General features: G+C 58.1%; 21 protein-coding genes, 1 tRNA gene and 2 pseudogenes. 12 read left to right on the top strand and 12 right to left on the bottom strand.

What is annotated here, in order from left to right; genetic code table 11:
• The first annotated feature begins 14 nt into the window (after nucleotides 1–14).
• Nucleotides 15–91 (top strand) — tRNA-Met (locus ACR0IM_RS13905).
• A gap of 481 nt (nucleotides 92–572) precedes the next feature.
• On the opposite strand, the gene ACR0IM_RS13900 is transcribed toward ACR0IM_RS13905, so the two are convergent.
• The 5 genes and pseudogenes from ACR0IM_RS13900 to ACR0IM_RS13880 form a co-directional block, all read right to left on the bottom strand.
• On the bottom strand, nucleotides 573–1,529 hold the full coding sequence (locus ACR0IM_RS13900; protein WP_480682277.1) for an FkbM family methyltransferase: 957 nt from the start codon (nucleotides 1,527–1,529) through the stop codon (nucleotides 573–575).
• A 6-nt stretch (nucleotides 1,530–1,535) separates the two neighbouring features.
• Nucleotides 1,536–2,318 (bottom strand): hypothetical protein, encoded by a 783-nt coding sequence (locus ACR0IM_RS13895; protein WP_480682275.1) that lies wholly within the window; start codon nucleotides 2,316–2,318, stop codon nucleotides 1,536–1,538.
• 378 nt (nucleotides 2,319–2,696) lie between these two features.
• Complete coding sequence (locus ACR0IM_RS13890; RefSeq protein WP_480682279.1) at nucleotides 2,697–5,228, bottom strand: ATP-binding protein; 2,532 nt, start codon at nucleotides 5,226–5,228, stop codon at nucleotides 2,697–2,699.
• Nucleotides 5,229–5,315: 87 nt separating this feature from the next.
• Nucleotides 5,316–6,017: pseudogene (locus tag ACR0IM_RS13885) on the bottom strand (adenylate/guanylate cyclase domain-containing protein); the annotation flags it as partial.
• A 218-nt stretch (nucleotides 6,018–6,235) separates the two neighbouring features.
• Complete coding sequence (locus tag ACR0IM_RS13880; RefSeq protein ID WP_480592576.1) at nucleotides 6,236–6,706, bottom strand: aminoacyl-tRNA deacylase; 471 nt, start codon at nucleotides 6,704–6,706, stop codon at nucleotides 6,236–6,238.
• 202 nt (nucleotides 6,707–6,908) lie between these two features.
• On the opposite strand from ACR0IM_RS13880, the pseudogene ACR0IM_RS13875 reads away from it, so the two are divergent.
• A pseudogene (locus ACR0IM_RS13875) lies at nucleotides 6,909–7,691 on the top strand (formylglycine-generating enzyme family protein).
• Nucleotides 7,692–7,834: 143 nt separating this feature from the next.
• Here ACR0IM_RS13875 and ACR0IM_RS13870 read toward each other — a convergent pair.
• Genes ACR0IM_RS13870 through ACR0IM_RS13850 form a run of 5 tightly spaced genes read right to left on the bottom strand, consistent with a single transcriptional unit; the run spans nucleotide 7,835 to nucleotide 11,805 of the window.
• Nucleotides 7,835–8,218, bottom strand: a complete 384-nt coding sequence (locus ACR0IM_RS13870) for a carboxymuconolactone decarboxylase family protein (protein WP_480641728.1) — start codon at nucleotides 8,216–8,218, stop codon at nucleotides 7,835–7,837.
• Nucleotides 8,219–8,235: 17 nt separating this feature from the next.
• Complete coding sequence (locus ACR0IM_RS13865; protein WP_480682274.1) at nucleotides 8,236–8,976, bottom strand: sulfotransferase-like domain-containing protein; 741 nt, start codon at nucleotides 8,974–8,976, stop codon at nucleotides 8,236–8,238.
• A gap of 18 nt (nucleotides 8,977–8,994) precedes the next feature.
• Nucleotides 8,995–9,813, bottom strand: a complete 819-nt coding sequence (locus ACR0IM_RS13860; protein WP_480682273.1) for an aspartate racemase/maleate isomerase family protein — start codon at nucleotides 9,811–9,813, stop codon at nucleotides 8,995–8,997.
• A 19-nt stretch (nucleotides 9,814–9,832) separates the two neighbouring features.
• On the bottom strand, nucleotides 9,833–10,921 hold the full coding sequence (locus ACR0IM_RS13855) for an aromatic ring-hydroxylating oxygenase subunit alpha (protein ID WP_480682271.1): 1,089 nt from the start codon (nucleotides 10,919–10,921) through the stop codon (nucleotides 9,833–9,835).
• The gene (locus tag ACR0IM_RS13850; protein WP_480592586.1) at nucleotides 10,918–11,805 is read right to left on the bottom strand and encodes a MurR/RpiR family transcriptional regulator; all 888 of its coding nucleotides are present in this window, start codon (nucleotides 11,803–11,805) and stop codon (nucleotides 10,918–10,920) included. Before ACR0IM_RS13850 ends, ACR0IM_RS13855 begins: the two co-directional genes overlap by 4 nt.
• Before the next feature lie 68 nt (nucleotides 11,806–11,873).
• On the opposite strand from ACR0IM_RS13850, the gene ACR0IM_RS13845 reads away from it, so the two are divergent.
• The 7 genes from ACR0IM_RS13845 to ACR0IM_RS13815 are packed head-to-tail and all read left to right on the top strand — an operon-like array spanning nucleotide 11,874 to nucleotide 20,569.
• Nucleotides 11,874–14,327 carry an FAD-dependent oxidoreductase gene (locus tag ACR0IM_RS13845; RefSeq protein WP_480682270.1) on the top strand — a complete coding sequence of 818 codons (2,454 nt, stop codon included), beginning with the start codon at nucleotides 11,874–11,876 and terminating at the stop codon, nucleotides 14,325–14,327.
• Entirely contained in the window at nucleotides 14,327–15,409 is a 1,083-nt protein-coding gene (locus tag ACR0IM_RS13840; RefSeq protein ID WP_480682269.1) for an alcohol dehydrogenase family protein, read from the top strand. Before ACR0IM_RS13845 ends, ACR0IM_RS13840 begins: the two co-directional genes overlap by 1 nt.
• On the top strand, nucleotides 15,406–15,984 hold the full coding sequence (locus tag ACR0IM_RS13835; RefSeq protein ID WP_480641734.1) for a dimethylsulfonioproprionate lyase family protein: 579 nt from the start codon (nucleotides 15,406–15,408) through the stop codon (nucleotides 15,982–15,984). The genes ACR0IM_RS13840 and ACR0IM_RS13835 overlap by 4 nt, the downstream gene beginning before the upstream one ends.
• Nucleotides 15,981–17,087, top strand: coding sequence for a mandelate racemase/muconate lactonizing enzyme family protein (locus tag ACR0IM_RS13830; RefSeq protein ID WP_480682267.1), 1,107 nt, complete (start codon nucleotides 15,981–15,983; stop codon nucleotides 17,085–17,087). The genes ACR0IM_RS13835 and ACR0IM_RS13830 overlap by 4 nt, the downstream gene beginning before the upstream one ends.
• On the top strand, nucleotides 17,084–18,190 hold the full coding sequence (locus ACR0IM_RS13825) for a mandelate racemase/muconate lactonizing enzyme family protein (RefSeq protein WP_480641736.1): 1,107 nt from the start codon (nucleotides 17,084–17,086) through the stop codon (nucleotides 18,188–18,190). Before ACR0IM_RS13830 ends, ACR0IM_RS13825 begins: the two co-directional genes overlap by 4 nt.
• Nucleotides 18,187–19,290 (top strand): mandelate racemase/muconate lactonizing enzyme family protein, encoded by a 1,104-nt coding sequence (locus ACR0IM_RS13820; protein ID WP_480641737.1) that lies wholly within the window; start codon nucleotides 18,187–18,189, stop codon nucleotides 19,288–19,290. Before ACR0IM_RS13825 ends, ACR0IM_RS13820 begins: the two co-directional genes overlap by 4 nt.
• A gap of 1 nt (nucleotide 19,291) precedes the next feature.
• Nucleotides 19,292–20,569 carry an aspartate aminotransferase family protein gene (locus ACR0IM_RS13815; protein WP_480682265.1) on the top strand — a complete coding sequence of 426 codons (1,278 nt, stop codon included), beginning with the start codon at nucleotides 19,292–19,294 and terminating at the stop codon, nucleotides 20,567–20,569.
• Nucleotides 20,570–20,791: 222 nt separating this feature from the next.
• On the opposite strand, the gene hemC is transcribed toward ACR0IM_RS13815, so the two are convergent.
• Nucleotides 20,792–21,751, bottom strand: a complete 960-nt coding sequence (gene hemC, locus ACR0IM_RS13810) for a hydroxymethylbilane synthase (RefSeq protein ID WP_480682264.1) — start codon at nucleotides 21,749–21,751, stop codon at nucleotides 20,792–20,794.
• A gap of 107 nt (nucleotides 21,752–21,858) precedes the next feature.
• Here hemC and hemE point away from each other — a divergent pair, with 107 nt between their 5' ends.
• Nucleotides 21,859–22,893, top strand: coding sequence for a uroporphyrinogen decarboxylase (hemE, locus tag ACR0IM_RS13805; protein ID WP_480682262.1), 1,035 nt, complete (start codon nucleotides 21,859–21,861; stop codon nucleotides 22,891–22,893).
• Between the two features lie 58 nt (nucleotides 22,894–22,951).
• On the opposite strand, the gene ACR0IM_RS13800 is transcribed toward hemE, so the two are convergent.
• Nucleotides 22,952–24,061, bottom strand: coding sequence for a CaiB/BaiF CoA transferase family protein (locus ACR0IM_RS13800; protein ID WP_480682260.1), 1,110 nt, complete (start codon nucleotides 24,059–24,061; stop codon nucleotides 22,952–22,954).
• Nucleotides 24,062–24,231: 170 nt separating this feature from the next.
• Between ACR0IM_RS13800 and ACR0IM_RS13795 the strand changes: the two genes are divergently transcribed.
• Together ACR0IM_RS13795 and ACR0IM_RS13790 are read left to right on the top strand one after the other, a co-directional pair.
• The gene (locus tag ACR0IM_RS13795) at nucleotides 24,232–25,161 is read left to right on the top strand and encodes an ABC transporter ATP-binding protein (RefSeq protein WP_480592608.1); all 930 of its coding nucleotides are present in this window, start codon (nucleotides 24,232–24,234) and stop codon (nucleotides 25,159–25,161) included.
• The gene (locus ACR0IM_RS13790) at nucleotides 25,158–25,919 is read left to right on the top strand and encodes an ABC transporter permease (protein WP_475207878.1); all 762 of its coding nucleotides are present in this window, start codon (nucleotides 25,158–25,160) and stop codon (nucleotides 25,917–25,919) included. The genes ACR0IM_RS13795 and ACR0IM_RS13790 overlap by 4 nt, the downstream gene beginning before the upstream one ends.
• The last annotated feature ends 108 nt before the right edge of the window (nucleotides 25,920–26,027 follow it).

Here is a 26,027-nt window from a genome sequence, read left to right as displayed (position 1 = left end):
CCAACGCTAAGTGTCGCGGGATGGAGCAGCCCGGTAGCTCGTCAGGCTCATAACCTGAAGGTCGCAGGTTCAAATCCTGCTCCCGCAACCAAACTAAACGGTCGGAAAACAAACACTTAGCCTCGCATCACGTGAGGCTTTTTGCGTTACGCCAATCTCTCTGGAAGCACTGTGGAAGCAAACGGGTGCGAAAAAGCGTAAGCGTTGCATCTGGCCCCCTAGGGTCAGGACTCATAGCCAGTAAATGACAAGGGCCGCGTCAAACGAGCCGCCTCAGGGCGGCTTTGTTCGTTCTTGGGCAATCCCAACGCAAGCAAAACCTCTTCGGTTTTGAGATTGGGTGCAAGAACTTGCCGAACCCGCACCGTGTTCCAAGTCCCCGACTGCGCTCGATAGGGCTACGGGCTGTCGTCCACCAACCCCGGAAACCGTCGTCCCGATGGTCCAAAAGCCGGTCACGCACCAACCCCTAATTGGACGACTCAGGTGGGCAGATCATGACTTGTTGGATGGCGCATAGAGCATGGCCGACTTGGTACTGCACAAAGATTCGGTTGGTTATCGCCCGTCAGTTAACGCCTAACCCCAACTGGCAAAAGAGAGAAGTAGTGTTCACAATCTTTCGCGGCAATTTCTCCCCTGTCCTTAAGCTCCTCTAAACACAGACATGCAAGGTCGAAAACCCCCATAACGTTGTCGGCTAAAACACACATTTTGGACAGTTGTTCGTTCGTATACGTGTGAAGGAGTCTCAGGTCTCTTACAAAGAAAGCGTCACCGTCGACGACTTGCGAGAAAGCGCGTGGACGAAACTTTTTCCTCAGTGAACGGTTTCCAAGAACTTTATTGAGGGAGTCGAAACTGTGAAAAAGCAACTTCTGTTCGCGGAGTTCCTTTTCCAGATCGCCATATCCGGGTTCTTTTTTATACAAGGGAAAAAACCGAACTTTGGTTTGCACAACAAGGGCTCGCGAGAGCTTATTGCGTGCATTGCAAATAACGTCCAACTCTCCGCCATGAATACCTGTCTTCAGAAAATCCACGGGCGGCAAGAAGTCAAGGTCATCCAATCGATGGGTTTCAATCACCTCTTTCCCTGTTACTTTCATATCCCCTCGGAAGCCGAGGTACTCACCACTTAGTTTGTTTGGCAGAAGCAGGGATGAGAACCCGGAAAGTCGCGTCGAATGAAGGTTCGCCCCGCCACCTCTACCAATTGCAAGACAATGATACTGTTCATTGGGGGCTGTCGATTTCGTCAGTTCTTTAAAGGCAGTTTTGTCGGGCTCAAAACCGATAAGGTTTGACTGCCCGGTTTCCAGCAAATGCGCGTAGTTTGCCTCCCCCTCTATCGGGATAGAACCGACATCGACCACTTCTATCGGATTTAGAGATTTCAACAGATTTATCAAACACCCCAATCTCTCGGTTTTTTCACTTGGGCTTTTTGTCTTGGTACTTGGAAAACTTTTGGATCTCTCCCCCGCTCTAACCAAAGCTCTGCCAACGTGATCTGGGGCTTCGCGCATTACGCGTCAAAGCCTGTGTGTCGAGTAATTCTTGTTTCCACTCGATATCCGATCAAACACAGTGGCCACTGTCGCCACCGGGTGAAAAATGCGTTCACTGTCTTGGAAGTTCCGGACGGCCTCATACAAATGCGGGGGATTGGTTGCAAAGCAATTTCTGTCAAAAACCCGTTCGAAATCATACAGGTTCGTGCAGCTTGCACCAGTTGCATATGCGGTGGTGGCCAAAATCGCTTCGTCGTTAACCCGTAGCGACGTATGGTGGTTTTGAACCCGTTTTCTCAGCTTGAACATGTCTTCGATCAAACCCTTTTTTACGCGAGTAAACGGAAAAATGCATCCGTAGTTTGGGTTTTCGCCAATCTCAGCAAGATCTTTTGAGAACCGAGGCGGTTCTTCAAACCGTCGAAGATCAGCGGCCAAAACAGCATCTTCATTTCCTTGCAGAACTGACTTGACCGCTTGAAATCCTTTGCGTCCAAGATAAACATCCGTCTCAATCAAACAAAAGAAGTCAAAGTCGCCAGCTTTTTCTGCTGCCGCATAGTAGCAGTAGTCGCCACAAAACCATCCCCAGTTCCTTTCGTGCCGGGCAAACTTCCAATCGCTGATCACTGTAGGAGAAAGTGAAATCTTGGGCGTATCGAGAATATCGACACTGCCCGCGCTTTCATCGCAAACAACGAAAACGTTCTTGGACATGTGTTTCTTTAGGTCACTCAACAATTCCTGAACGTGCCAGTTGAATTTGTGGGTGCGAACAAGAAAAGCTGTACGGTCAATAGTCATGGGGAAGCTATGCAGTCAAACTTACCGCATCGCAACTTGATAGCAACGATAATCCGTTTGGTGCATCATGCCGAAAACGCCGGCCGATACTCTGAAATTCGTTCGACTTAACCCAATCCCCGCAAGAGGCGCGAGGAGCCCTTTGTTGTCATTGCTAAGGGAGTTGGACAGCTTCGGCTGCATCAAGTTGGCTGTGGGCATGGAAGACTTTTGCGATTTTCTGGTCACTTGCGAGTTCACCCAAAGCTTGAGAGTTCATGATGCCTGTATCCTTTTTGAGGCATCAATAACTGCTCAGAAAAGCCTTATGAGGTGCAATTAAGGTGATCGGATGCAACGTTTACGGATTATCTCAACGCAGAAACCAAGATCATACACTTAACTGGTTTTCGATTCTTCGAGGATTACACGGGCATTATTCACGTCGATCGTATGCTCTCCACCTATAACTTTCCGCAAGGCCGCACTTAGATCGGAAATCGCGGCAGGCGCCGACACGCGTTTTCTGCACTGTCTAAAGTAGTCTACCGCAGTTCGAAGTTCGAACATTTTTGCTTGCTGTCGCCGCGCAGTCTTCAAAGCTTCACGAAACTCTGCTTCGGCGGGTGCGACCCCGGAACGCGCCAGCGCGTAGACCCGGTCCGTTTCGGCTTGCGCCCACCCCTCGTTTGTAAGGCTTTGGTGCTTGCGAGCTTCGGTCAGAAAACCCCTGGCGCCTTCCCGATCACCTGTTTCAAGAGTAAGTTCGGCAATCAAGGTAAGGAAAAACGGCTTGTAGTTCCCCGCTCCGCTGTTCCACCAAGCTTCTGCCGCACTTCGTAATACACGGATCGTTGCCGGGTCGGGCGAGACATAGGCATTCACCCAACTACGCCAGAGAGTTGCAGTCACGGACATGAACGTAAAGGAATGCCTTGCAGCCAGTTCCTCAAGTTGGTCCACAACCTCAACTACCTGTTCGGGTTCCCGGCGCAGAAGATGAAGCATGCACAGGTAGGTAAGTGATTGTGCGATGCTGTGTGCATGCTCAAGCTCTCGCGCGGCGGCAACCGCCTGCATTTGGATTTCCAGTGCTTTGTCCGGGGCTCCGCGCATCCAAACGGCCAAGCTCAAGAAACACGAGGTGATCGCTGCATGGTCCGACCCATAAATAAAAGCCAGATGTCCATCCCGCTTCGGGCTGTAGAGCTCGAATGCCCGTTTCAAGTGTTCGTAAGCTGGACCCAGTTCACCGATGTGAAACAGCACTGCCCCCATTGCACGATGAGCCACCATCTGATGTTGCGTTTCAGCGGTCGTCTTCGCCAGCTTCAGCAATTGTCCGGCAACATTCCTGGCCAGATCATATTCAGCACGCACCAAATGAAACGAATACAAACCGTTCAAAACCGGGAACAAGTGCCCTGTTTCTTCGATGCGTTCACACAGGTCTCGTATTCGTTCGTAAACAGAACCGGTCTCATCTGCGGCTATCCCGGCCGTTGATCGCAGAACACCCGCTCTGAGAACCTGTATCTCAATTTCTTTTTGGTCCCGTTCGTCGCTCTGGCTTTGCTCACGCAACTGCTCGATTGCCAGAGAGAGCTGTGTGTTTGCCTCGATGTTCGCTGAACGCTTAACCGCGTGCTGACCTGCGAGGTAACGGCAGTCGATGGCCTCCTTGCCCATTCCGGCCATCGTGTAGTGATGCGCCAGAATTTCCGGACTGGCATCCCCTATGTGAAGTGCGTCTTGATTGAGCGTCTCGGCGACGCGCGCGTGCAGGACGCGTCGCTCGCTTTTCAAAAGACTGTTGTAGGCAGTGTCACGAATAAGGGCATGACGATAGCTGAAGATTTCCAAACCATCCGATGCGGCCGTTGTAACAATGCCCGCGTCTGCCAAAAGCTCCAAACTAGAACGCAGCGCCTTTTCGCCAAAGCGGGAGACTTCGGCGATCAACGGATAGGAAAACTGAGGTCCGATTACCGCCCCGATCTGAGCCACTTCCTTGGCCGAACTCAGTCGGTCGAGACGTGCCATGAGCGCATCGTGCAATGTGCTGGGCACCGGGCTTGCCGAAGAAGATGCACCCATTGGATGAGATACGTGGCCCTTGGTCAAAGCGCCTGATTCAAGAAGATCTTTCGTCACCTCTTCGACGTAAAGCGGTACACCATCTGATCTGGCGGCAATCAATTCGTACATTTCATCGGAGATTGTGTGACCTTGAGCAACTTCATCCACAATGCTTTTGACCTGGTGGAAATCCAGTTGCCGCAAAACAACTTTTGTAAGGCTCGATTGTAGCGCCCAGCCCGGATCGAATTCGGGCCTGAATGTCATCACCACCAGCACAGGAAGGTCTTTGATCCGATCCACGATCTGGTCCACCAGCAACTTGGTTGTCGGATCAACCCAATGCGCGTCCTCAAACAAGAGAAGCACCGGTTTTTCCGAAGCCAGAGATGTCAGCTTTTCCAGCAACATCTTCAGCGTCTGATCCATGATTTGCTGCGGTGTCAAATCCAAAGGTCCCAATTGCTCTTCGAATGGAACAGAGAGAAGTGATGCTGCCAACTTCAATACACCGCTGGGTGGATCACCCAGAACCGAGGAAATCTTCTTGAGCTTTGCTTCGTTGGACTCGTCAGACCGTAGTTTTGCGGCACCCTCGAATTGGCGAATGACAGGGTAAAACGCACTCGCGAAATGATAGGGTGAACACTGGTATCGAATTTGAGAATGCGGCACGCCCGAAGTATTTTGACGCAGTTCTTCAACCAGCCTAGACTTGCCAATTCCCGGTTCACCCGACACCAGCACCATCTGACCTTGACCACCACTGGCCAGTTTCCACTTTTCGTTCAGGATCTCATATTCAGCCGCGCGACCAACCAAAGGCTTCAGCAACACATCGTCCAGGGCCATGAAGCGACTGACAGTTTCTCGCGCTCCGGTCACTTGCCAGGCTTCGACCTCTTTTGCAAAACCCTTGAGCTTGAATGCGCCGCGCAAAACATACTCGAAAGCGTCACCCGCCAACTGATGCGTGCTGGGTGCGATAATCATCGTGCCAGGATCTGCCATTGTCTGAAGACGCGCGGCCAGATTAGGCGTCTCGCCCATTGCTGTTCCATCCTCAAACATCTTTTCGCCACGCAAATCACCGACGACTACGAGGCCGGTCGCGATCCCAATTCGGACATTCAGTTTCGCATGGGTCCGGATGTCCGGGATTTCCTTAATGATCCGCAGGCCCGCACGAACCGCGCGTTCAGGATCATCTTCGTGGGCATGGGGAAATCCGAAAAAGACCATGATCCCGTCGCCGTAATAGCTTGCGATGTGACCATCAAAGGCGGCAACGGACGCTGCACATGTTTCTTTGAACAGCCGCAGGACTTCGGCCAGGTCTTCCGGATCGACACGCTGGGCGATTTCGGTGGACCCGACCAGATCGATAAACATGACGGTCAGTTGTCGGCGCTCCGCCACGATGGCGGGGCCGAGTGCGGTGTTTTGCGGGCGATGTCCCCCGTCCGCGCTGGCACGAACGGCTTTCATGAAACGCCGTCTCGGACCCAGAGGAAGCCCGATCGTGACAAGGTCTTCGTCGGTCAACTCTGTCAGATCACCGAGTTCGATTTCGTGTTCTTCAAAGGCTCTGGCGTATTTGGACAAACCGTGGTTTTCCAGCCAGACCGCGATATCGGACATTATTGATTGTCTTGCTTGCTGCTTCAGCAGAGCCCTTGCCTGCATCTAGCCAGCTCGCATCCCCCTGTTTATTTGGTCTTTCCAGGACCCCCCATAGGTCCCGTCGAAATACGGAGTACTTCTTTCTCAATGAAGTACTCCGATGTGGTTTTGGTCAAGGGGGTCATCACCATTTACTGGGTTGGCCCGGTACCGGCTTGCTAGAATGCACCGGGTTCTTAGTGCATACAGCAGAATGCCCCATGAGGCGCATCTTTCATTAACGTGTCGAAATCCTTGCCGCGCATCTCGACCAGGGTTTTGTGGTCCCCTGCCTCGAACCAGATTTTGTCCAGCCCGGTCAGGCTGTCGTCGACAACAGTCGGCAAATCATAGGCTTCGCCCACAGGCGGCACCGCGCCCAGCGCGCAATCATCGAACAGACCATCCATTTCGGATTCCGGCGCCAAGCCAAGACGCCGGTTCATCATCGATTGCAGCGCGGTGAGGTCGACCCGGTGATTGCTGGGCAGAACAGCAAGCAGAGGTCCTTCCTCCATGTGGATCAAAACCGATTTGGCGAGGTGGTCACCGGGGACATGCGCCGCTTCGGCGCATTCGGCGGCGGTCGCGGCATAGGGATGGGGAACGATGTCAAACGGAAGCCCTTGGGCATCCAGATGATGTTTCAGACGAGTCGCAATGGTCATTTAGCCCTCCGTATCATCGAAGGCGTCCCGGTCGCGAAACGTGTGGCGGTGCGCAACTAGGGCGCAAGTGTGTGTGAGCCTTTATTGTGCGCCGATTGGCTGGATCGGGCAAGGGGGTAGGATGTGCGGTCGGCTGGAAGGGACTGGAACAGATCAGGTTGTCATCTGTCCAAATACACCTGACGACGGATAACTTATGTAAATGGGTGGTCCTCCGGGTGAATCCAAGCAGAATGCCAAATTTGATGACGCTGGAAACTGGATACTTGTCACCCCGGATGATCCTTACATAGCGTTTCATGAGGGACCGGTTCACTCTGTCAAGATTGACTTGCCTGTCGCAATGGGACGCAACGAAGTCACTTACGATGAATGGATGGCCTGTGTGAGTGATGGCGGGTGCGGTGGGTACGAGCCTGAGGATTTCATTCGGTTACCAAAATTGCAGCGCGCGAAAGTCATTGGGAAAAACCCGGTCATCACTGTCTCTAACCTGGACGCGGCTTTGTACACAGATTGGTTGAACAGCAAGGTGGGGGCGGATGTTCATCGCCTGCCAACCGAAGCTGAATGGGAATACACTGCCCGCGCCGGAACACAAACTCCTTTTGCCTAGGGCGAAGAGGTGACAACCGATCAGGTGAGCTTTCTGGGCATCTCGACCGAGATCATGTTGGGCGAAGAATTCCCAGACCTTGTCTCGCGCGGGAAACCTGTGCCGGTAGACACGCTTGATGCAGCCAATGCTTCGAGTCTGCGGCACATGTCCGGCAATGTCGTGGAAAGAACAATGTCCTGCTGGACCGACACGTATGCGGGGTGGGAGACGTCCAGCCTCTACTTGAAAAAAGCCCGCGAACCAAACTGCGAAAGACGCGTTACGCGAGGTGGGGCGTACCCGGCGGCCATGGATGGCTCACGTGTTGCTGGACGGGGCAGCGGATTGGCAGACACCCGACAAGTGTGTCGGGGTTCCGTGTTTTGAGAGAGCTGAAGTGAGTGTTCTTGCCCGCCGGTGATGGGTACAGATAGGCTATCCTGCTACCTGACTGGAACGACAGAGGTGTGGGCAAGTACACGCAATCAGGCTTTCTGGTTTTCAGGATTGCCCGCAGAAGACGGGCGCAGTTACGCGTTCTCCAAAACCCGCCGCGCAACCCGAAAGCACTCCAGCGCCTGAGGCACGCCGCAGTAGATGCCGACCACGTGGATGATGGCGCGAATCTCTTCTTTGGTGACGCCGTTGTTCAGAGCACCTTTGCAGTGGATCTCCCACTCGTGCATCTTTCCCAGTGCGCCAATCATCGCAAGGTTCATCATTGACCGGGTTTTTGCGTCTATCACGTCGTCTCCCCAGCCAAAGCCCCAGCACCAGGCGGTCATCGCCTCTTGAAAGGGACGGGTGAAATCATCCGCAGCCGCAAGGTTCTTTTCCACGTATTCCGCGCCTAGGGTGCCTTTGCGTTGTTCCAACCCTTTGAGGAAAAGGTCTTCGTCGAAAATATCTGCCATGTGAGGTCTCCGGTGCTTCAGCGCGTCAGGCGGTGTTTGTAGAGGTGATCATAATGCGGTTTCATCCGGCGATGCACCTGTTTCACCCGGTCCGGCGCGACGTCGATTTCGATGTATTTGCGAGGCTGCGGCGCAAGACCGGTCGAGTTCGCAAGGTTGGCGTGGAAAGATCCCCCATCCCACCAACTGTGGGCCGAAGGGTCGCCGCCGGCCTCCCAACTCAGAGCGTCTTCGATGAAAGGAATGCCCACGGCGTCGCAGAACCTTTGCGTCATAGTGTGCGGGTCTTCCAGCAGGTCGTCGCTGTCGATCACTGGCGGCGGGGTGCCGTTCAACGCCGTCAACAAGTCAAACAGGGCGCGTTGTTCGGGAAAGCCGACCTCACCCTCGGCGAAGTCGGGCCAGCGTTTGTACATCGAAGTGATGGTTTTCGCCGGATCGCGGATCAGGAAGGCATGGTTGAAATGGGACAGGAACTCTGCATCCCACATGTGATTGATGTAATGCGGAAAGTCCTTGAGGAAGACCGGCCCCTTGTGGGCACGCGCCTGAATGTCCTGCCATACACTGTCCAATGTCAGGCCGGGCGTTGTCAAATCACCCGTCTTGAAACGGTGCCACAGCGGGTCTTCGCCCTGATACCAGGCCTCACCGAAAGGCTCGTGCAGACAATCCAGATCGCCACGTTGCCGCATCATCCATTCAAAGGCCGTAGAAGTGGACCGGGGCACCGCCCAAAGCGCGAGGATTTTGTGCATCTGTCTGGGACCTCCGGGCTAGAGCCGTTTCAAAAGCTGGCCATGCGGCGTTTCCGGCGACAGGCCAAGCGATTTGAATATGCGCCAATAGAGTGCGATGTCGTGGCCGATCACCGGCTTGCCAAGGGCCGTTTCCAGCCTATCCGCCAGATGCAGCGGGCGCTGTGGCAAACCGTTCGGGCCAGTTTGGAAATTGCACATCCCGTTGATAAGAATCGCATCGGCGTGCGGTGCCTGCTCGGCGACGTATTCGAAACTCTTGAGCGCCAAGTCACTGTCAAAGACCCAGCGATAGCTGTTTACTTCTTCCTGACTGGCGAACCACCCCTGATCGTGAAAATTGCCGGCATAGAGCACGTCGAACCCGGCCTCACGCAGGAAACCCACCGTGCCTTGCCACCATTCCGGCCAGTGATAGGCCGCGTTCAGCGCGACCTTTTCGACATTCATTTCTCGCAACGCTTCGACCATGGCGTAACCGGCCATGTGAAACTGCGTGCCGAATTTGTCGGACAGATCCGCGCAATGCTGACGGACGCCCTCAACCCCCAGCCCGCAGGCATGGACCCAATTGGAACCGATCTGCCCGCAGACATCGACACCGTTGCGGGACATGCAGTGGACGAAATCGTCAAGCATCCCAAAATTCTGCTTTCGCTGGTCCAGCCCGTGCACATAGTCCGGCACATGCAGCATCCACCCATGCACCCCGACCGTTTCAGGGCACATGCGCAGGAAATCCGACGGTGCCGCGTCAAAATCGAATGGCGGGCAGGTGAAGCCGACCTGATGCGGGAACAGCTTGTGTTCCGGGCTCCACTCTTCGGGCATCAGCATGGGCGGATCGCCAAGATCATTAGTCTACCGCCTCTCGCATCCATTGCTGCAGCCTAGCGATCGAATGCTCCGACATCACCCCGCAACCGGGGTCCAGCACCAGCGGGCCGGGGCGGTAGCCTCGGGATTTGAGGCCGCGGTGGACGGATTCGACAAGGCGGATGTCTTCCTCGACCGTGGTCTCGCGATCCTGCACGGCCAATTGCCGGATCACGGCGCTCTCAGACCCGCCTTCGGTGAACCAGCCGCGCCAGACAGTGCAGTGATCGGAGTCGCTGGCACGCCAGTGATAGGTGTTCAACACATTGCCCGGGTAGCACTGGAAAGAGAACATCGGCCACAGGAACCAAGACTGATAGTCGCCCGCATGAGGTATCGACAGGTCGACCGGGTAGGTCATCTTGTCGAGGCTCTGACACTCGGTCGTATGGCGGAGGACATATCCGCCGCTGGCGTCAGGCTGGATGTCATAGGTCTCGGGCTTGACCACGCCTTCGGCAAAGGTCGGGTGGTTGGTCGGGCAGTGGTAGCATTCCGAGTAGTTCTCGATACTGACCTTCCAGTTGCAGTTTTCCGGGATCTCGACCCATTCAAGCGGTTCCAAATCATTGATATGCGGAACAAAGGCACCGATTTCCTCGCGCACGCCGGGGTACCATTCGTCCATCGGGGCTGCATCATCGTCGAGGTTGACGAAGATGAAGCCGTTGAACACTTCGGTGCGGACCGAGGTCAGGCAGATCGCGCTGCGGTCGAAGCCGGGAACAGATTTGATGTTCGGGCCGGCGCGCAACTGGCCGGACAACTCGTAGGTCCAGGCGTGGTAGGGGCAGACGACGACGCGGGTGTTGCCTGCACCAGTGACCATCTCATGCGCGCGGTGCTGGCAGACGTTGTAGAAGGTGCGGATTTCTCCGTCGCGGCCGCGAATGCAGAACAGGCTCTGCCCGGCGATCTCAAACGCGAAGTAGTCGCCGGTTTCCCGCACCTGCGCCACATGGCCCGCGAATTGCCACGTTTGGGACAGAAGCCCCTGCATTTCCTGCCGAAAAACCGCAGGATCGGTGTAATAGCGCGCGTCCAGTGAATGGGTCAGGGGGGCGTTCATTCGGGCTCCTCCGCGTAGAGGCCAAGTTGGTGTCTGCGTTGGTGAAACCGCTCCACCCGTTCGACGATTTCGTCACTGGAAACCGCAATCACGAAGGACAGCAGCGTTTCAAGCAACGCGATGGTCGAGACGGAGGACGGGAAGAATTGCGGTGTGTCGGCGGCAACGACAAATCCGTGCTGTGCGTTCAGGATGACCGGACTGGCCGGGCTGTCCGAAATGCCGACAACGGTCAGGCCCTGCAGGCGGGCCAGTTTGATCGCCTCGATCACCTCGGTCCGGTAGGGGCGGCAGGTGATCGCGATCAGCACGTCCTGCTCATCGGCCCAGGCCAGATCATCGACCGGAGTCGAGCCGGGGCGGGGGATGGCGTGGAACTGCTTCATCCCGGTCGAGGCCAGATAGGTGAAATTGCGTGCGTTGGCATTGTTGACACCAACACCCAGCGTGAAAATCTGGCGGCAATTCCAGATATCTTCGGCGGCGGATTTCAGACTGGCGGCGTCGATTCCGGCAAAGGTTTCCTCAATGTTGCGGATCGCGGCACCGACCATATCGGCATAGAGCCCGCCCAGTTCCCCCGACTTGCCAATGTCCTGCAACCAGCGGGCGCGGTCGGGAAACGACACGCTGCCCTTGCGAATCGCATCGCGGAAGGGGGCGCGGAAATCCTCATACCCATCGAAGCCGACCTGGCGCGCCATGCGGACAAAGGTGTTGGGCTTCACTTTCGCCGCTTCGGCGATCTCGCGCACGGTCGAGACCCCAACGTCGCTTGGGTTTTCCAGCACGTAACGCGCAGCTTTCTGGGCCTCGGGGGTGAGGGCGTCCCACTCCTGGCTGAGACGATCGAGTACGGTTGATGATACATTTGTGTCATTCATGATTGACGATGGTACATTTGTGGAATTAGCCTGTCGAGCAGAAACGCGACTCGGGAAGAGGAAAAATCATGTCCGAGAAGAATCTGCCCACCTACGCCCGTGTGGTCATCGTCGGAGGTGGTGTCATGGGGGTCGGTCTGGCCTATCATCTGGCGCATGAAGGGTGGGGCGATGACACTGTCCTGCTGGAAAAGGCCGAGCTGACCAGCGGCAGTACATGGCACGCGGCTGGGCAGATCACGCATTCGACCTCAAGCTTCGGGCTGGGCAAATGCGTGGACTACAACATCGGTCTATATTCCGGTCAACTGGAGGCCGAAACCGGCCAGCCGGTAACATGGCACGGCTGCGGCTCGTTCCGTCTGGCCTATACCGAGGATGAGATGGACTGGCTGCGCCACACGCTGTCGGTGGGCCGGTCGCTGGGCTTCAATATCGAACTTGTCGGGCCGTCGAGGGTGGCCGAGCTGCACCCGTTCTACAATCTCGAAGGCGTATTGGGTGCGCTGCATACGCCGGATGACGGCCACGTGGACCCGACCAACGTCACCATGGCGATGGCTGCTGGCGCACGTCGGAAGGGCGTGCGTATCTTCCGCAGCTGCCGGGCGACAAACATCACGCAGGCCGAGAATGGCGAGTGGGTGGTCGAGACCGAAATGGGCACCATCACCTGCGAGCATGTAGTGAATGCGGGCGGCACCTATGCGCGGCAAATGGGTGAGTGGTCGGGGCTGCAACTGCCGATGACCTCGATGACCCACCATTACTTCGTGACCGAGCCGGTGCCTGAGTTCCAAAACCTAGACAAGGAACTGCCGGTGATCCGCGATGACCGCAAGGTCTCGGGCTATATCCGGATGGAGCAGCAGCGCGGCCTGATCGGGATTTATGAGAAAGAGAACCCGAACTCGGTCTGGCATGATCATTGCCCGTGGGAATACGAAAACTGGCTGTTTGATGCGGATTACGACCGGGTGATGCCGTGGCTTGAGGAAAGCCTGAACCGGATGCCGATCTTTGCCGAGCTGGGCATTCAGCGCGACGTGCATGGGGCGATCTCGCACCCGCCGGACGGCAACCCTCTGATCGGACCAGCGCCCGGCGTGCGGAATTACTGGTGCTGCTGCGGCACGCAGATCGGCATCGGCTGGGGGCCGGGCCTGACCCGCGAACTGGCGCGCTGGATGGTTCACGGGGCCGCCGACATCTCGATGAGGGAATTCGATCCGCGCCGGTTTGGCAACTACGCCACAAAGGACTGGCAGGTGATCAAGGCCGAGGAAGATTACTGCCTGCGCCACGAAATCCCGTTTCCGCATTTCAATCGTCTGGAGGGACGTCCAATCAAGCCGTCGCCGCTGTACGACCTTCTGCAATCAAAGGGCGCGGTGCATGAGGAAGTATACGGCTTTGAGCGCCCCCGCTGGTTCGCGCGGGATGGTGTGGAACAGCGAGATCACTATTCTTTCCGCCGAACCCCTGCTGACGACATGGTCGCAGCGGAGGTCAAAGCAGTGCGTGAGAGCGTCGGCATCATGGACGTTACCGCCTTCACTAAGGTCGAGGTTTCGGGACCGAACGCTTATGCCCTTCTGGACCGGTTGACCGCCAACCGGATGCCGCAGAAGGTTGGCTCGATCACCCTTACCCACATGCTGAACCGGCGTGGCCGGATCGAGTTGGAGACCACGATTGTCCGCATGGCTGAGGATCGGTTCTACCTAGTGTGCGCGGCCTTCTTTGAACAGCGTCTGCTGGATCATCTGGCGCAACAGCGCGCGGATGAGGATGTGCAGATCACGGCCCTGTCGGCGGATTGGTCAGCCCTGTCGCTGAACGGCCCCCGCTCGCGAGATGTGTTGGCGCGCTGCACCGATGCCGATCTGACCAATGCCGGGTTCCGCTGGCTGTCCGCGCAAGAGATCACCATCGCAGGTCACAATGTCTGGGCCTTCCGGATGTCCTATGCCGGTGAATTGGGCTGGGAACTGCATATGCCCAACGCCGCCTGCCTCGATGTCTACAATGCTCTTTGGGCAGCGGGTGAGCCGCATGGCATCACCGACTATGGCAGCTTTGCGATGAACGTGATGCGGATGGAGAAGGGCTTCAAAGGTGCGGGCGAGTTGACCAACGAGGTCACTCTGGCCGAGGCTGACGTGCTGCGCTTTGCCCGCACTGACAAGGACTATCTGGGCAAGGATAAAACGCTGAACACCGACCTGCCGTGGATCTGCGCCTATCTGGAGATCGAACCGGATGGCGAGATCGACGGCCATGGTGGCGAAGCGGTGATGCTGGACGGCCGTGTCGTAGGATCTACCGCTTCGGTGGTCTACGGGCATACGGTCGGCAAAATCCTCGCCTTTGCCTATATCAAGCCCGAGGCGGCAACGCCCGGAACCGTCCTGCAGGTCGTGATCCATGGCACACCCCGCGCGGCCTGCGTGCTGGCTGAGGCGGCCTATGATCCACAAAGCCTGCTACCGCGCACCGACGCGGCATTGGAGACCATGTGATGACCCTGCCCAATACGATGAAAGCCATGGTCACGATGGGCCATGGCGGTCTGGATCAGATGGTGCTGCACAAAGACTGGCTGCGCCCCAGCCCCGCGCCCGGAGAGGTGCTGATCAAGGTCGCCGCCTGTGGTCTGAACAACACCGACGTGAACACGCGCTCGGGCTGGTATTCCAAGACTGTCACCGACGCGACGACCGGTGGCGCGTTTGACAAGGTTGGAGAAGATGACCCCACATGGGGCGGCGCGCCAATCACGTTTCCCCGCATTCAAGGGGCCGATATCTGCGGTGAAATCGTGGCCGTGGGAGAGGGCGTGGACAGCGGACGTATCGGCGAACGTGTCATCACTGATGGCTGGCTGCGCGATCCGGGGGACCCCGACAATATGGACAAGACCGGGTATTTTGGCTCGGAACGGGACGGAGGGTTCGCCGAATACGCCACGACGCTGGCCGCAAACGCGGTGCCGATCACCTCGGACCTGTCGGACGCGGAACTGGCTACCTTCTCCTGTTCCTACTCCACCGCCGAAGGGATGCTGACCCGCGCCAACGTGACCAACGCCGACACGGTTCTGATCCCCGGAGCCTCGGGCGGTGTCGGCGGCGCGCTGGTGCAACTGGCCAAACGGCGTGGCGCGCGGGTGATCGCGATGGCGTCCGAAGCAAAACACGCGGATGTAGCGGAACTGGGGCCGGACGTGATCCTGCCGCGCGCGCCCGAAAACCTGCGCGCGAAACTGGGCGGTGAAGAGATCACCGTGGTGGCCGATGTGGTGGGTGGGCCGTACTGGCCGAAACTGATCGACATTCTGGAACGCGGCGGGCGCTATACCTGTTCCGGCGCTATTGCCGGGCCGATGGTGAATTTCGACCTGCGCACCTTTTACCTGCGCGACCTGACTTTCACCGGCTCGACCGTGATCGACCCGCAGGTCATGCGGAATCTCGTGAAATACATCGAGGCCGGTGAGATCAAACCTGCCCTCGCCGCAACCTATCCGCTGGAGGAGCTGCGCGAGGCGCAAGCTGCTTTCATCGCGAAACAGCACACCGGGAATATTGTGGTGATCCCATGACTCTGGACGACGTATTAGAGGCCGCACGGCAGCTGCATCAGGCGCATCCCGATCTTTCAGCGTTCGGGCCATGGCCCACGGACCTGACCGCAACCCAACTACAGTCGTGCCGTATTCCCGCAGTCGATATGGTGCACAATTTCGATGCAGGCGGCAGCGAAACTACCAAAGCCTTGTCCGACGCGATCAAGGCCACCGCGCATCTGGCCCATTGGAAACTGACCTATACCGAGGATGAAGTCGGTGCAGATTTCCTTAATCGCTATGGGTATTACGAACTGTTCGGCCCGACCGGCCATTTTCACTCGACCCAGTTGCGGGGCTACGTGGCCTACTGGGGGGCGGGCCTGCACTATGACTGGCACAGCCATCAGGCCGAGGAACTGTACCTGACGCTGGCAGGCGGGGCTGTGTTCCGAGTCGCGGGCAATGACAGCTTTGTCGGGCCGAACCAGACACGCCATCATGACAGCTGGCAAAGCCACGCGATGACTACGACCGACCAACCGATCCTGACCTTTGTCCTCTGGCGGGGTGAAGGCATGGGCGATCTGCCTCGGATGGATGCCGCATGAAGATCAACCGCATCCGCATCTACCAGACTGATCTACCTTATGTAGGCGGAGCCTATGTCTGGGGTGCGGGCAATGCGATTGAAACGGCCATCGCTTCGGTCGTTGTTGTCGACACCGATGCCGGGCTCCAAGGTTGTGGCGAGTTCACGCCTTGTGGCGAGAACTACATGGTTGCCCATTCCGAGGGCGTGGCGGCGTTGGCACGGCTGGTGGCGCCCTCGCTGTTGGGCGAGGATCCCCGGCAGGTGGCGCGCATCGAACAGTTGATGGACCACCTGGTGCAGGGGCACGGATACGCCAAGGCTCCGTTCGACGCAGCCTGCTGGGACATTCTGGGGCAGGCCTGCGATCAGCCTGTTTGGATGTTGCTGGGTGGCAAACTGACCGATGGTGCCCCGATGTACCGGGTGGCACCGCAGAAGGCGGTGGATGAGACGGTGGCCGAGATGAACGCCTGCCGCAAACAGGGCTATCGCCAGTTCCAGATTAATGTCGGTGGCGACTGGGTTACTGATATTGACCGCATTCGCGCCACCGTGCCTTTGTTGCAACCGGGTGAAAAAGCGATGGCCGATGCCAATCAAGGCTGGCGCGTGGACAACGCAATCCGGGTGGCGCGGGCAACGCGCGATCTGGACTTCATTCTGGAACAGCCCTGCCGCACCTATGAGGAATGCCAACAGGTGAGGCGTGTCGCCGAGCAGCCGATGAAGCTGGACGAATGCGTCACCGGCATACATATGGCCCAACGGATTGTCGCCGATCGTGGGGCCGAAGTCTGCTGTCTGAAAATCTCGAACCTCGGCGGCCTCAGCAAGGCGCGGCGGGTGCGGGACTATCTGGTAGAGAACCGCATTCCGGTGGTCAGCGAAGATACATGGGGCGGAGAGATCACCACGTCGGTCGTCGCGCATTTCGCGGCATCAACCCCCGAAGATTTCCTGCAGAACACCACCGACCTGATGAATTATAACACCCGATCCACTGGAATCGGCGGGCCAGTTGCGCGGGATGGCAGGCTCTTTGCCTCTGATACGCCCGGGCTGGGCGTGACCCCCGATTTCGAAAGCCTCGGCGCGCCAGTGGCGGAGTATGCCCTATGAAGATCAAGACCATCACTGTTTACCAGGTCGATTTGCCGCTGGAGCATCCCTATTGGCTGTCCGGTGGACGGCTGAAGTTCGAAACGCTCGACGCGACGCTGGTGAAGATCGAAACCGACACCGGTCTGACCGGCTGGGGCGAGGGCACCCCCTGGGGCAATACCTATGTGCCTGCGCACGGGCCGGGTATCCGCGCCGGGATTGAAACGATGGCGCCGGTCATCCTTGGTCTCGATCCGCGCAAGGTTCTTGAGGTGGAGCGCGCAATGGATATGGCATTGCCTGGACACCTTTATGCCAAAAGCCCGATCGATATGGCCTGCTGGGATATCGCCGGTCAGGCAGCGGGCCTGCCGATTGCAGATCTGATGGGGGGCGGGTCACGCACGCCGCGCCCGATTGCCTCCTCGGTCGGCGCCAAGACCATCGAAGAAACCCGCGAGGTCCTGGAACGCTATCGCAGCCGTGGCTACATTGCGCATTCAGTGAAAATCGGCGGCAACGTGGAACGCGATATTGCCCGCGTCCGCGATGTGGAAAGCACCCGGCAACCGGGAGAGATCATCCTCTATGACGTTAACCGTGGCTGGACCCGACAACAGGCCCTGCGGGTTATGAGCGCCTGCGAGGACTTGAACGTGATGTTCGAACAACCCGGAGAGACACTGGACGACGTCGCCGCGATCTCGGGCCGTCATGCCTCGCCCGTGTCGGTGGATGAAAGCCTCGTCACCCTGCAGGACGCCGCTCGTGTTGCCCGCAACGGGCTGGCCGAGATCTTCGGGATCAAACTGAACCGTGTGGGTGGTCTGACCAAGGCCGCTCGAATGCGGGATATCGCGCTGGCGCATGGTATCGACATGTTCGTGATGGCGACCGGAGGCTCGGTTCTTGCCGATGCCGAGGCGTTGCATCTGGCCGCTACCATCCCGGATGACAATTGCCTCGCCGTTTGGGCCTGTCAGGACATGATCACTGTCGATATCGCAGGCGGTCGCGGCCCCCGCAACATCGACGGCCACTTGCATCTGCCGGAGACGCCGGGCCTGGGCGTGCATCCGGACGAAGATGCGTTGAGCGGTCCGATTGGAGTATATCAATGAAGATCAGCAAAATAACGCTCTGGTCAATCGACCTGACCAGCCATGAGACCTATCACATGGCCGACGGCAAGACCTGCGCAACCGTGACTTCTCATATACTGCGTCTCGAAACGGATACCGGCCTGAAGGGATGGGGCGAGGTCTGCCCGATTCCGCACTACCTGCCCGCCTATGCGGAGGGTGTGCCGGGTGCAATCACCGATATGGGGCCTGAAATCCTGGGCATTTCACCGTTTGGTGTCGACGCGCCCATGCGCAAACTGGACGGGTTCCTACAGGGTCACGCCTACGCCAAGTCTATCGTTGATATCGCCCTGTGGGATTTGTTCGGGCAGGCCACCGGCCAGCCGGTCTATGCACTGTTGGGTGGACGGACGCGCAAGGACATGCCGCTTTACCATTCGATCACCTGCATCGCCCCGGATGAGATGGCCCGCATCGCCCTGACCGCTTATCAGACCGGCATCCGGCAGTTTCAGGTCAAGCTGGGCGTGGAAGGTGACTGGCAGGCCGATGCCGAACGCCTGATCAAAGTGCGTGAGGCCGTGGGGCCGGGGCCGTTGGTCTATGGCGATTGGAACTGCGGCGCGTCGCGCCTGCAGGCCACGCGGACGGGTCGCGCTGTGGCACATCTGGATGTGATGCTTGAACAGCCCTGCAAGACGCTGGAAGATTGCGCGGCCGTCCGGCAGGCCACCGGCTTGCCAATGAAGATCGACGAGAACGCCCATGATCTGGCCTCGCTGCTGCGCGCGCATGAACTGGGCTGCATGGATGCGGTGGCGCTGAAACTGTCCAAGTTCGGTGGATTGTCGGCGATGCGCCGGGCACGGGACCTGACGGTGCATCTGGGGGCCGAGATTTGCGCCGAATGCACCTGGGGGTCGGATATCGTCACCGCCGCTTCGTTGCACTTTGCAGCTTCGACCCCGCACGGTTCGTTGCTGAACACCTGCGACCTGTCGTCTTATGTGGCCCCGCGCGTCTGCCCGAACGCACCAAACCGTGAAGATGGCCGAATTGCCCCGCCCGAAGGTCCGGGGTTAGGTGTTGTGCCAGACCCCGAAATCCTTGGTTCCCCGATATTGGAGATCGTGTGAGATGCTGAAGATCAATACTCAATCCGAATGGATCACCCGCGCGAATAAGGTTCTGCCTGCCGGGGGATTTGGCAATTTCGACCCCGGTATCATTATCGCCCGTGGCCAAGGCAGCCGGGTCTGGGATGAGGATGGCACTGAGTACATCGACTATCTGATCGGCTCCGGGCCCATGCTGCTGGGCCATGGCCACCCCGAGGTGATGGAGGCCGTGCTGGAGCAACTGCCCAAGGGCATGACCTTCTTTGCCAACAACTCCAAAGGCATCGAACTGGCTGAGGCCATCGTCGAGGCCGTGCCCTGCTGCGAACAGGTGCGTTTTGTCGCTTCCGGCGGTGAGGCGGATATGTACGCCATCCGTTTGGCCCGCGCCTATACCGGACGCAACAAGATCCTGAAATTCGAGGGCGGCTACCACGGTATGAGCGCCGAGGCGCAGATGAGCCTAGCCCCCAGCCGACGGGTCAATTTCCCGCAGGCGGTGCCGGACAGTGCCGGTATTCCAGACAGCGTGGCCGAGCAGATGCTAATCGCGCCCTTTAACGATCTTGAGGCCGTCGCGGCCTTGCTGGGCGAGCATGACGACATCGCCGCGATTATGGTCGAGCCGCTGCAACGGATCGTCCCGCCCCTGCCCGGATACCTGCAGGGTCTGCGCGATCTGTGCGACAAGTACAACGTCTTGCTGATTTTCGATGAGATCGTCACCGGATTCCGGCTGGCCTATGGCGGCGCGCAGGAACGATATGGGGTTACGCCAGATATCTGCACGCTGGGTAAAATCATTGGCGGTGGCTTTCCTCTGGCCGCGCTGGGCGCAAGTGCGGAGATTATGAAGCATTTCGACAAGGCGCAGGTTGGCGAAGAGGGGTGGCTGATGCAGTTGGGTACCTTGTCCGGGAACCCTGTCGCCTCAGTCGCGGGTCTTAAGACGATGGAGATTTTGCGGCGTGAAGGCACCTTTGACCAGTTGCGCGCAACCGGGGCCGCGTTGCAACAGATGCAAGTGGATGCTCTGAACAAAGCGGGTATTCCCCATCGTGTTGTCGGCGATGAAACGCTGTTCGATATCTATTTTACAAATGCAGCCTGCCGGGATTACCGCAGTGCCAAACATGACGACCCGCGCCGGAATGTCGTTTACAACGATACGTTGCGTGCGCACGGTATATTCAAATCCCCCGGCAAGCTTTACCCGTCATTGGCTGTGACCAAGGCTGATCTGGAACAGACCCGTGCGGCTGTTGAAAAGGCGGTAGAAGCTATCAGCGCTTCCTGACGTTCGGTACTAAAAAGAATTGGGCCGCTGTCGAAATATGACAGCGGCCCTAACCGATCAGTGATTTGGTACAGTCTCGCCCCCTCGAATACCACTTAAGCGAAAAAACTGAAAAAACTTTCGACTTTATCGAGATTGTTCCTTCATCTCATCGGTGTGACACCTTAATGCCAGATCGGGATGCAACCTACAGTGAAGTAATTCACATTACTCAAATTTTTTTCAATTTCTCCAGTCGAAGAAGCCTGGACCAGCTTTTTTTAACAGTGAATGTGCCATTGCGCGGCCCATTTCGGCACCGTCGGCAACCGCGCCGGTGATGTCTTCCGAGATCGACTCGGACCCGTCAGGGCGCAGCACTTCACCGCGTAGGCGCACCTGGTTGCCCTGCATTTCAGCCAGCCCGGCGATCGGGGTTTCGCACGAGCCATCCAGCGCGGCCAGCAGGGCACGTTCGGCAGCGAGGCGCTTGCCGGTTTCGACGTGATGGATTGCCTCAAGCATACCCGCAACGCGGGAATCGTCGCTGCGACGCTCGATGCCGATCGTGCCCTGCGCGATGGCAGGCAGCATGTCCTCGGGCGCGATGGCGGTGGCTGGAACCTCGTCCATGTTCAGGCGGCGGATGCCGGCCATGGCCAGAAAAGTACAGTCGGCCACGCCGTCGGCCAGCTTTTTCAGCCGGGTTTGCACGTTGCCGCGGAACTCGACCACATTCAGGTCGGGCCGCCGGTTCAGCAGTTGCGCCCGGCGGCGCAGCGACGACGTGCCGACCACCGCGCCCTGTGACAGATCGTGGATCGAGCTCAGGCTGGGTGAGATGAACGCATCGCGCACATCTTCGCGCGGCAGGAAGGTGTCCAGCACCAAACCCTCGGGCTGTTCCACCGGCATGTCCTTGGTGGAATGCACTGCGATGTCGATGTCGCCCCTCAGCATCGCCTCTTCGATTTCCTTGGTGAACAGTCCCTTGTTGCCGATCTCTTTCAGCGGGCGATCCGCGTCGATCATGGCGCGGTTGTCGCCGGTGGTCTTGATCACCACGATTTCGAACGCCTCTTCCGGCAGGTCGAATGCCGTGCCCAGCCGTTGCCGGGTTTCATAGGCTTGTGCCAGCGCCAGGGGCGAGCCACGGGTGCCGATCTTGAGCGGTGAGGCGGGTGTGGGCAGGTTCAGTGTCATGCGCACAGCTTTAGTCGCGTCACATTGCCCTGACAATGGGGGCATGGCTTGACAAATTGCCGCCGAAGGCAGACCCGTTGCGACAAACCGGATGATTGGGGGCAAAGATGGCCGAGACAAAGACACTGCTGCGGGCGCTGGCGGGCGAGGTACAGGATGTACCGCCGATCTGGATGATGCGTCAGGCCGGGCGGTATCTGCCGGAGTACCGGGCGACACGTGCGCAGGCGGGGGATTTCCTTTCACTGTGCTACAACCCGGAACTGGCGGCCGAGGTGACCCTGCAGCCGATCCGACGCTACGGGTTCGACGCGGCGATCCTGTTTGCCGACATCCTGCTGGTGCCGCAGGCACTGGGCGCGGATCTGTGGTTCGTCACCGGGGAAGGCCCGCGTCTGTCGACCATCACGCAGCAATCGGAATTTGATGCTTTGAAACCGGTTGAGGACATCCACGAGACCCTGTCACCGGTGTATGAAACTGTCCGCATCCTGTCGCGGGAATTGCCGTTCGAGACGACTCTGATCGGGTTTGCGGGCGCGCCATGGACGGTGGCCACCTATATGATCGCCGGACGTGGCACGCCGGATCAGGGTCCGGCCCATGCGCTGCGCGAGGAAAACACCGCCCTGTTTGAAGCGCTGTTGGAGCGGATCACGCTGGCGACGATCGAATACCTTTCGGCGCAGATCGAGGCAGGGGCCGAGGTGGTCAAGATCTTTGACAGTTGGGCAGGGTCCCTGAAGGGTGAGGCGTTCCGGAAATACGCGGTTGAGCCGTGCCGCGTGATTACGCAGGCCATCAAGGAGCGCCATCCCGGTATCCCGGTGATCGGTTTCCCGCGTGAGGCTGGCGATGGGTATGTTGGATTCGCCAACGCGACCGGAGTGGATTGTGTGGCGCTGGACAACTCGGTATCGCCGGAATGGGCAGCCGAACATGTGCAGGTCGATGGTTGCGTGCAGGGCAATCTGGCCTCGTCGCATATGGTGACCGGAGGCCAGGCGCTGGTGGATGAGACGCGCCGGATCGTCGAGGCGTTCTCGAAGGGGCCTCATATTTTCAACCTCGGTCACGGGATCACGCCGGATGCGAATCCGGAAAACGTACAACTGATGATCGACGCGGTGCGCGGCCGGTAAAAAGCTAAGGGGGCCACCCCCTTCCTGGCCTATAGCCGATTCATCCTCCGGTTTGTTTTCAGCCAGATGAAGAAACGGGCGTTTGCTGCGCGTTCAACTCGTTCAGAATGTCCTTGCGGTGTTCTCCGCGCGTGGGGCTGGGTTTGGGCTGCCATTCGAATGTAGAGAATCTGGGGGCGGCGGCGGCTTGCAGGGCGCCGTCGGGTGCGTGCCACGCCTGGCGCGCGATATTCATCGGATGGCCCATTGCTTCGGTTGGGCTGAGGACTGGTGCGACGCAGGCATCAGTGCCTTCGAACAGGTCTGCCCAATGATCCCGGGGTTTGCTGGCGAAGACTTCGGTTAGGCGTTGGGTGAGTGCAGGCCAGGTCGCGGGATCGTACTGCTGTTGGAACTCAGGATCGTCCGACAGTCCCAGCTTTTGCAGAAACAGGGCGTAGAACTTGGGTTCAAGGCATTGGACCGTCACGAAGCCGCCATCGGCGCAGGTGTAGGTACGGCTCCAGTGTGGGCCGTCCAGCAGGCTTTGGCCGCGCGTCTCGGACAGATTGCCGGATTGGCCCAAACTCATCAGCAGGTTCATCATATGGGCCGAGCCATCGTAAATGGCGGCATCGACCACCGTGCCTGTGCCGGTTCTCTGCGCGTTCAGCAGTCCGGCCAGAAGGCCCGCGACCAGATACATGGCACCGCCGCCAATGTCACCGACAAGTGTGGCCGGGGTTTGTGGTGGTTGGCCAGGGGCGGAGCCGTACCAGAGCGCTCCGGACAAGGCGATATAGTTCAGGTCATGACCGGCCGTATTTGACAAGGGGCTTTTCTGACCCCAGCCGGTCATCCGGCCGTAGACCAGTTTGGGGTTCAGCTCATGGAATGTGGCGGGGCCGAGGCCGAGTTTTTCCATCACGCCCGGACGGAAGCCTTCGATAAGCGCATCGGCCGAGGTGATCAGGCGTTTGGCAACCTGCAGATCGCTCTCGTTTTTCAGGTTCAGATCAATCGATCGTTTGCCGCGATCCAGAATCGAACGCTCAGGCATTCCTGGTGTTACGGCCTGCCCTTTGCGGTGAATGGTAATCACATCCGCGCCCATATCCGCCAGCAGCATTGCTGCAAAGGGAGCGGGGCCCAGCCCCTCGATTTCAATTATTCGAATACCGTTCAGCATCGCGCCCCTCCGTTTCGCCGCAGGGTTTCGGGATCGCTGCCGAATTGCAAGGCCCAAGACGGTTGAGGCGGTGCGTTAACCACCCGCAAAAAAGCGCAGGGTCCTGTGCGAAATTGGCCTGTTCTGCGCTGGGCGGGCGGGGTAGGGTCGCCCCAGAACAGGGAACATGCATGACAGCCATTCTTTCCATTAAGGATCTGCGCAAATCCTATGCCGATGGGTTCGAGGCGTTGAAAGGTGTCTCGCTGGATATCGAGCAGGGGGAAATCCTGGCGCTGCTCGGGCCCAACGGGGCGGGGAAGACGACACTGATCTCGACCATCTGCGGCATCACCACACCGACGTCGGGCAAGGTGACGGTGGGCGGTCACGATATACAGACGGATTTCCGCGCCGCACGTCGGATGATCGGTCTGGTGCCGCAGGAGATTGCGCTGGAGCCTTTCGAGAAGGTCTGGAACACGGTGCGCCTGTCGCGAGGCCTGTTCGGTCTGGGCCGCGATGATGCCAAGATCGAAGACATTCTGCGCAAGCTGTCCCTGTGGGACAAGCGCAAGAACGCGATCAAGGAGCTGTCCGGAGGTATGAAACGCCGGGTTCTGATCGCCAAGGCGCTGTCGCACGAGCCGCGGGTGCTGTTTCTGGATGAACCCACCGCCGGAGTAGATGTCGAGTTGCGCAAGGATATGTGGGAGATCGTCGCCGAATTGAAACGGGCCGGCGTAACCATCATCCTGACGACCCATTATATCGAAGAGGCCGAAGCCATCGCCGACCGTGTCGGCGTCATTGACAAGGGTGAACTTCTGCTTGTGCAGGAAAAAGAAATGTTGATGTCGCAGATGGGTAAAAAGCAGCTTGAGGTGATGCTGACCGAGCCGATCCAGACCATCCCGGACAGTTTGGCGGCGCATAACCTGGCGCTGAACGGCAATGGTGATGCGCTGGTCTATACCTACGATACCCATGCGGACCGTACCGGCATCACCACCTTGTTGAATGACGTGGCGCAGGCGGGGCTGGTGTTGCGCGATGTGCAAACCCGCCAGTCGAGTCTGGAAGAGATATTCGTCAATCTGGTGTCCGGAGAGCCCGCATGAACTGGTCCGCCATCGCCGCAATCTACCGCTTTGAAATGGCCCGGTTCTTTCGCACTCTGGCGCAGAGCTTTCTGTCGCCGGTCCTGTCGACCTCGCTGTATTTCGTGGTTTTCGGCACCGCCATAGGCAGCCGTATTCAAGAAGTCGAGGGCGTTTCCTATGGCGCGTTCATCGTGCCGGGGCTGATCATGCTGTCGGTGGTCATGTTGGCGATCTCCAACGCGTCCTTCGGGATATACTTTCCCAAGTTCCTGGGCACGATTTACGAGCTGCTGTCAGCGCCCGTGAACTTTATCGAGATTGTAATCGGCTATGTTGGGGCTGCGGCGACCAAGTCGTTGTTCGTGGGGTTGGTCATCCTCGTAACAGCCTCATTCTTTGTGGATTTACGCATCGAACACCCGTTTGCAATGGCGGCTTTTCTGATCCTGTCTTGCCTCAGCTTTTCGCTGCTGGGATTCATCATCGGCATCTGGGCCAGCAACTTTGAACAGATGTCGCTGGTACCGCAACTTGTAGTGACACCGCTGATCTTTCTGGGGGGCACGTTCTATTCCATCTCTATGCTGCCGCCGCTGTGGCAGACCATTACCCTGTTCAATCCGGTGGTCTATCTGATCTCGGGGTTCCGGTGGTCATTCTATGGGCTGGCGGATGTGCCGATCGGGTTCAGCTTGTTGGCTATTGTCGCGTTTACCGGCCTGTGTCTGGGCATTATCTGGTGGATCTTCAAAACCGGCTGGCGCATTCGCAGCTAGGTTGTATCGGGCGTTGCATTTTTGCCCACCGGTCCCGGGAAATGTGTTCACGTCACGTCTATCGGCCAAGCGGTCCCTTGTTTACCGGATGGGTGCACTCTACATCGG

This window comes from Ruegeria sp. BF6 (genome assembly GCF_056538665.1).
The sequence above is the reverse complement of the archived record's forward strand: the minus strand, read 5'-3'. Positions and strand labels throughout refer to the sequence as shown.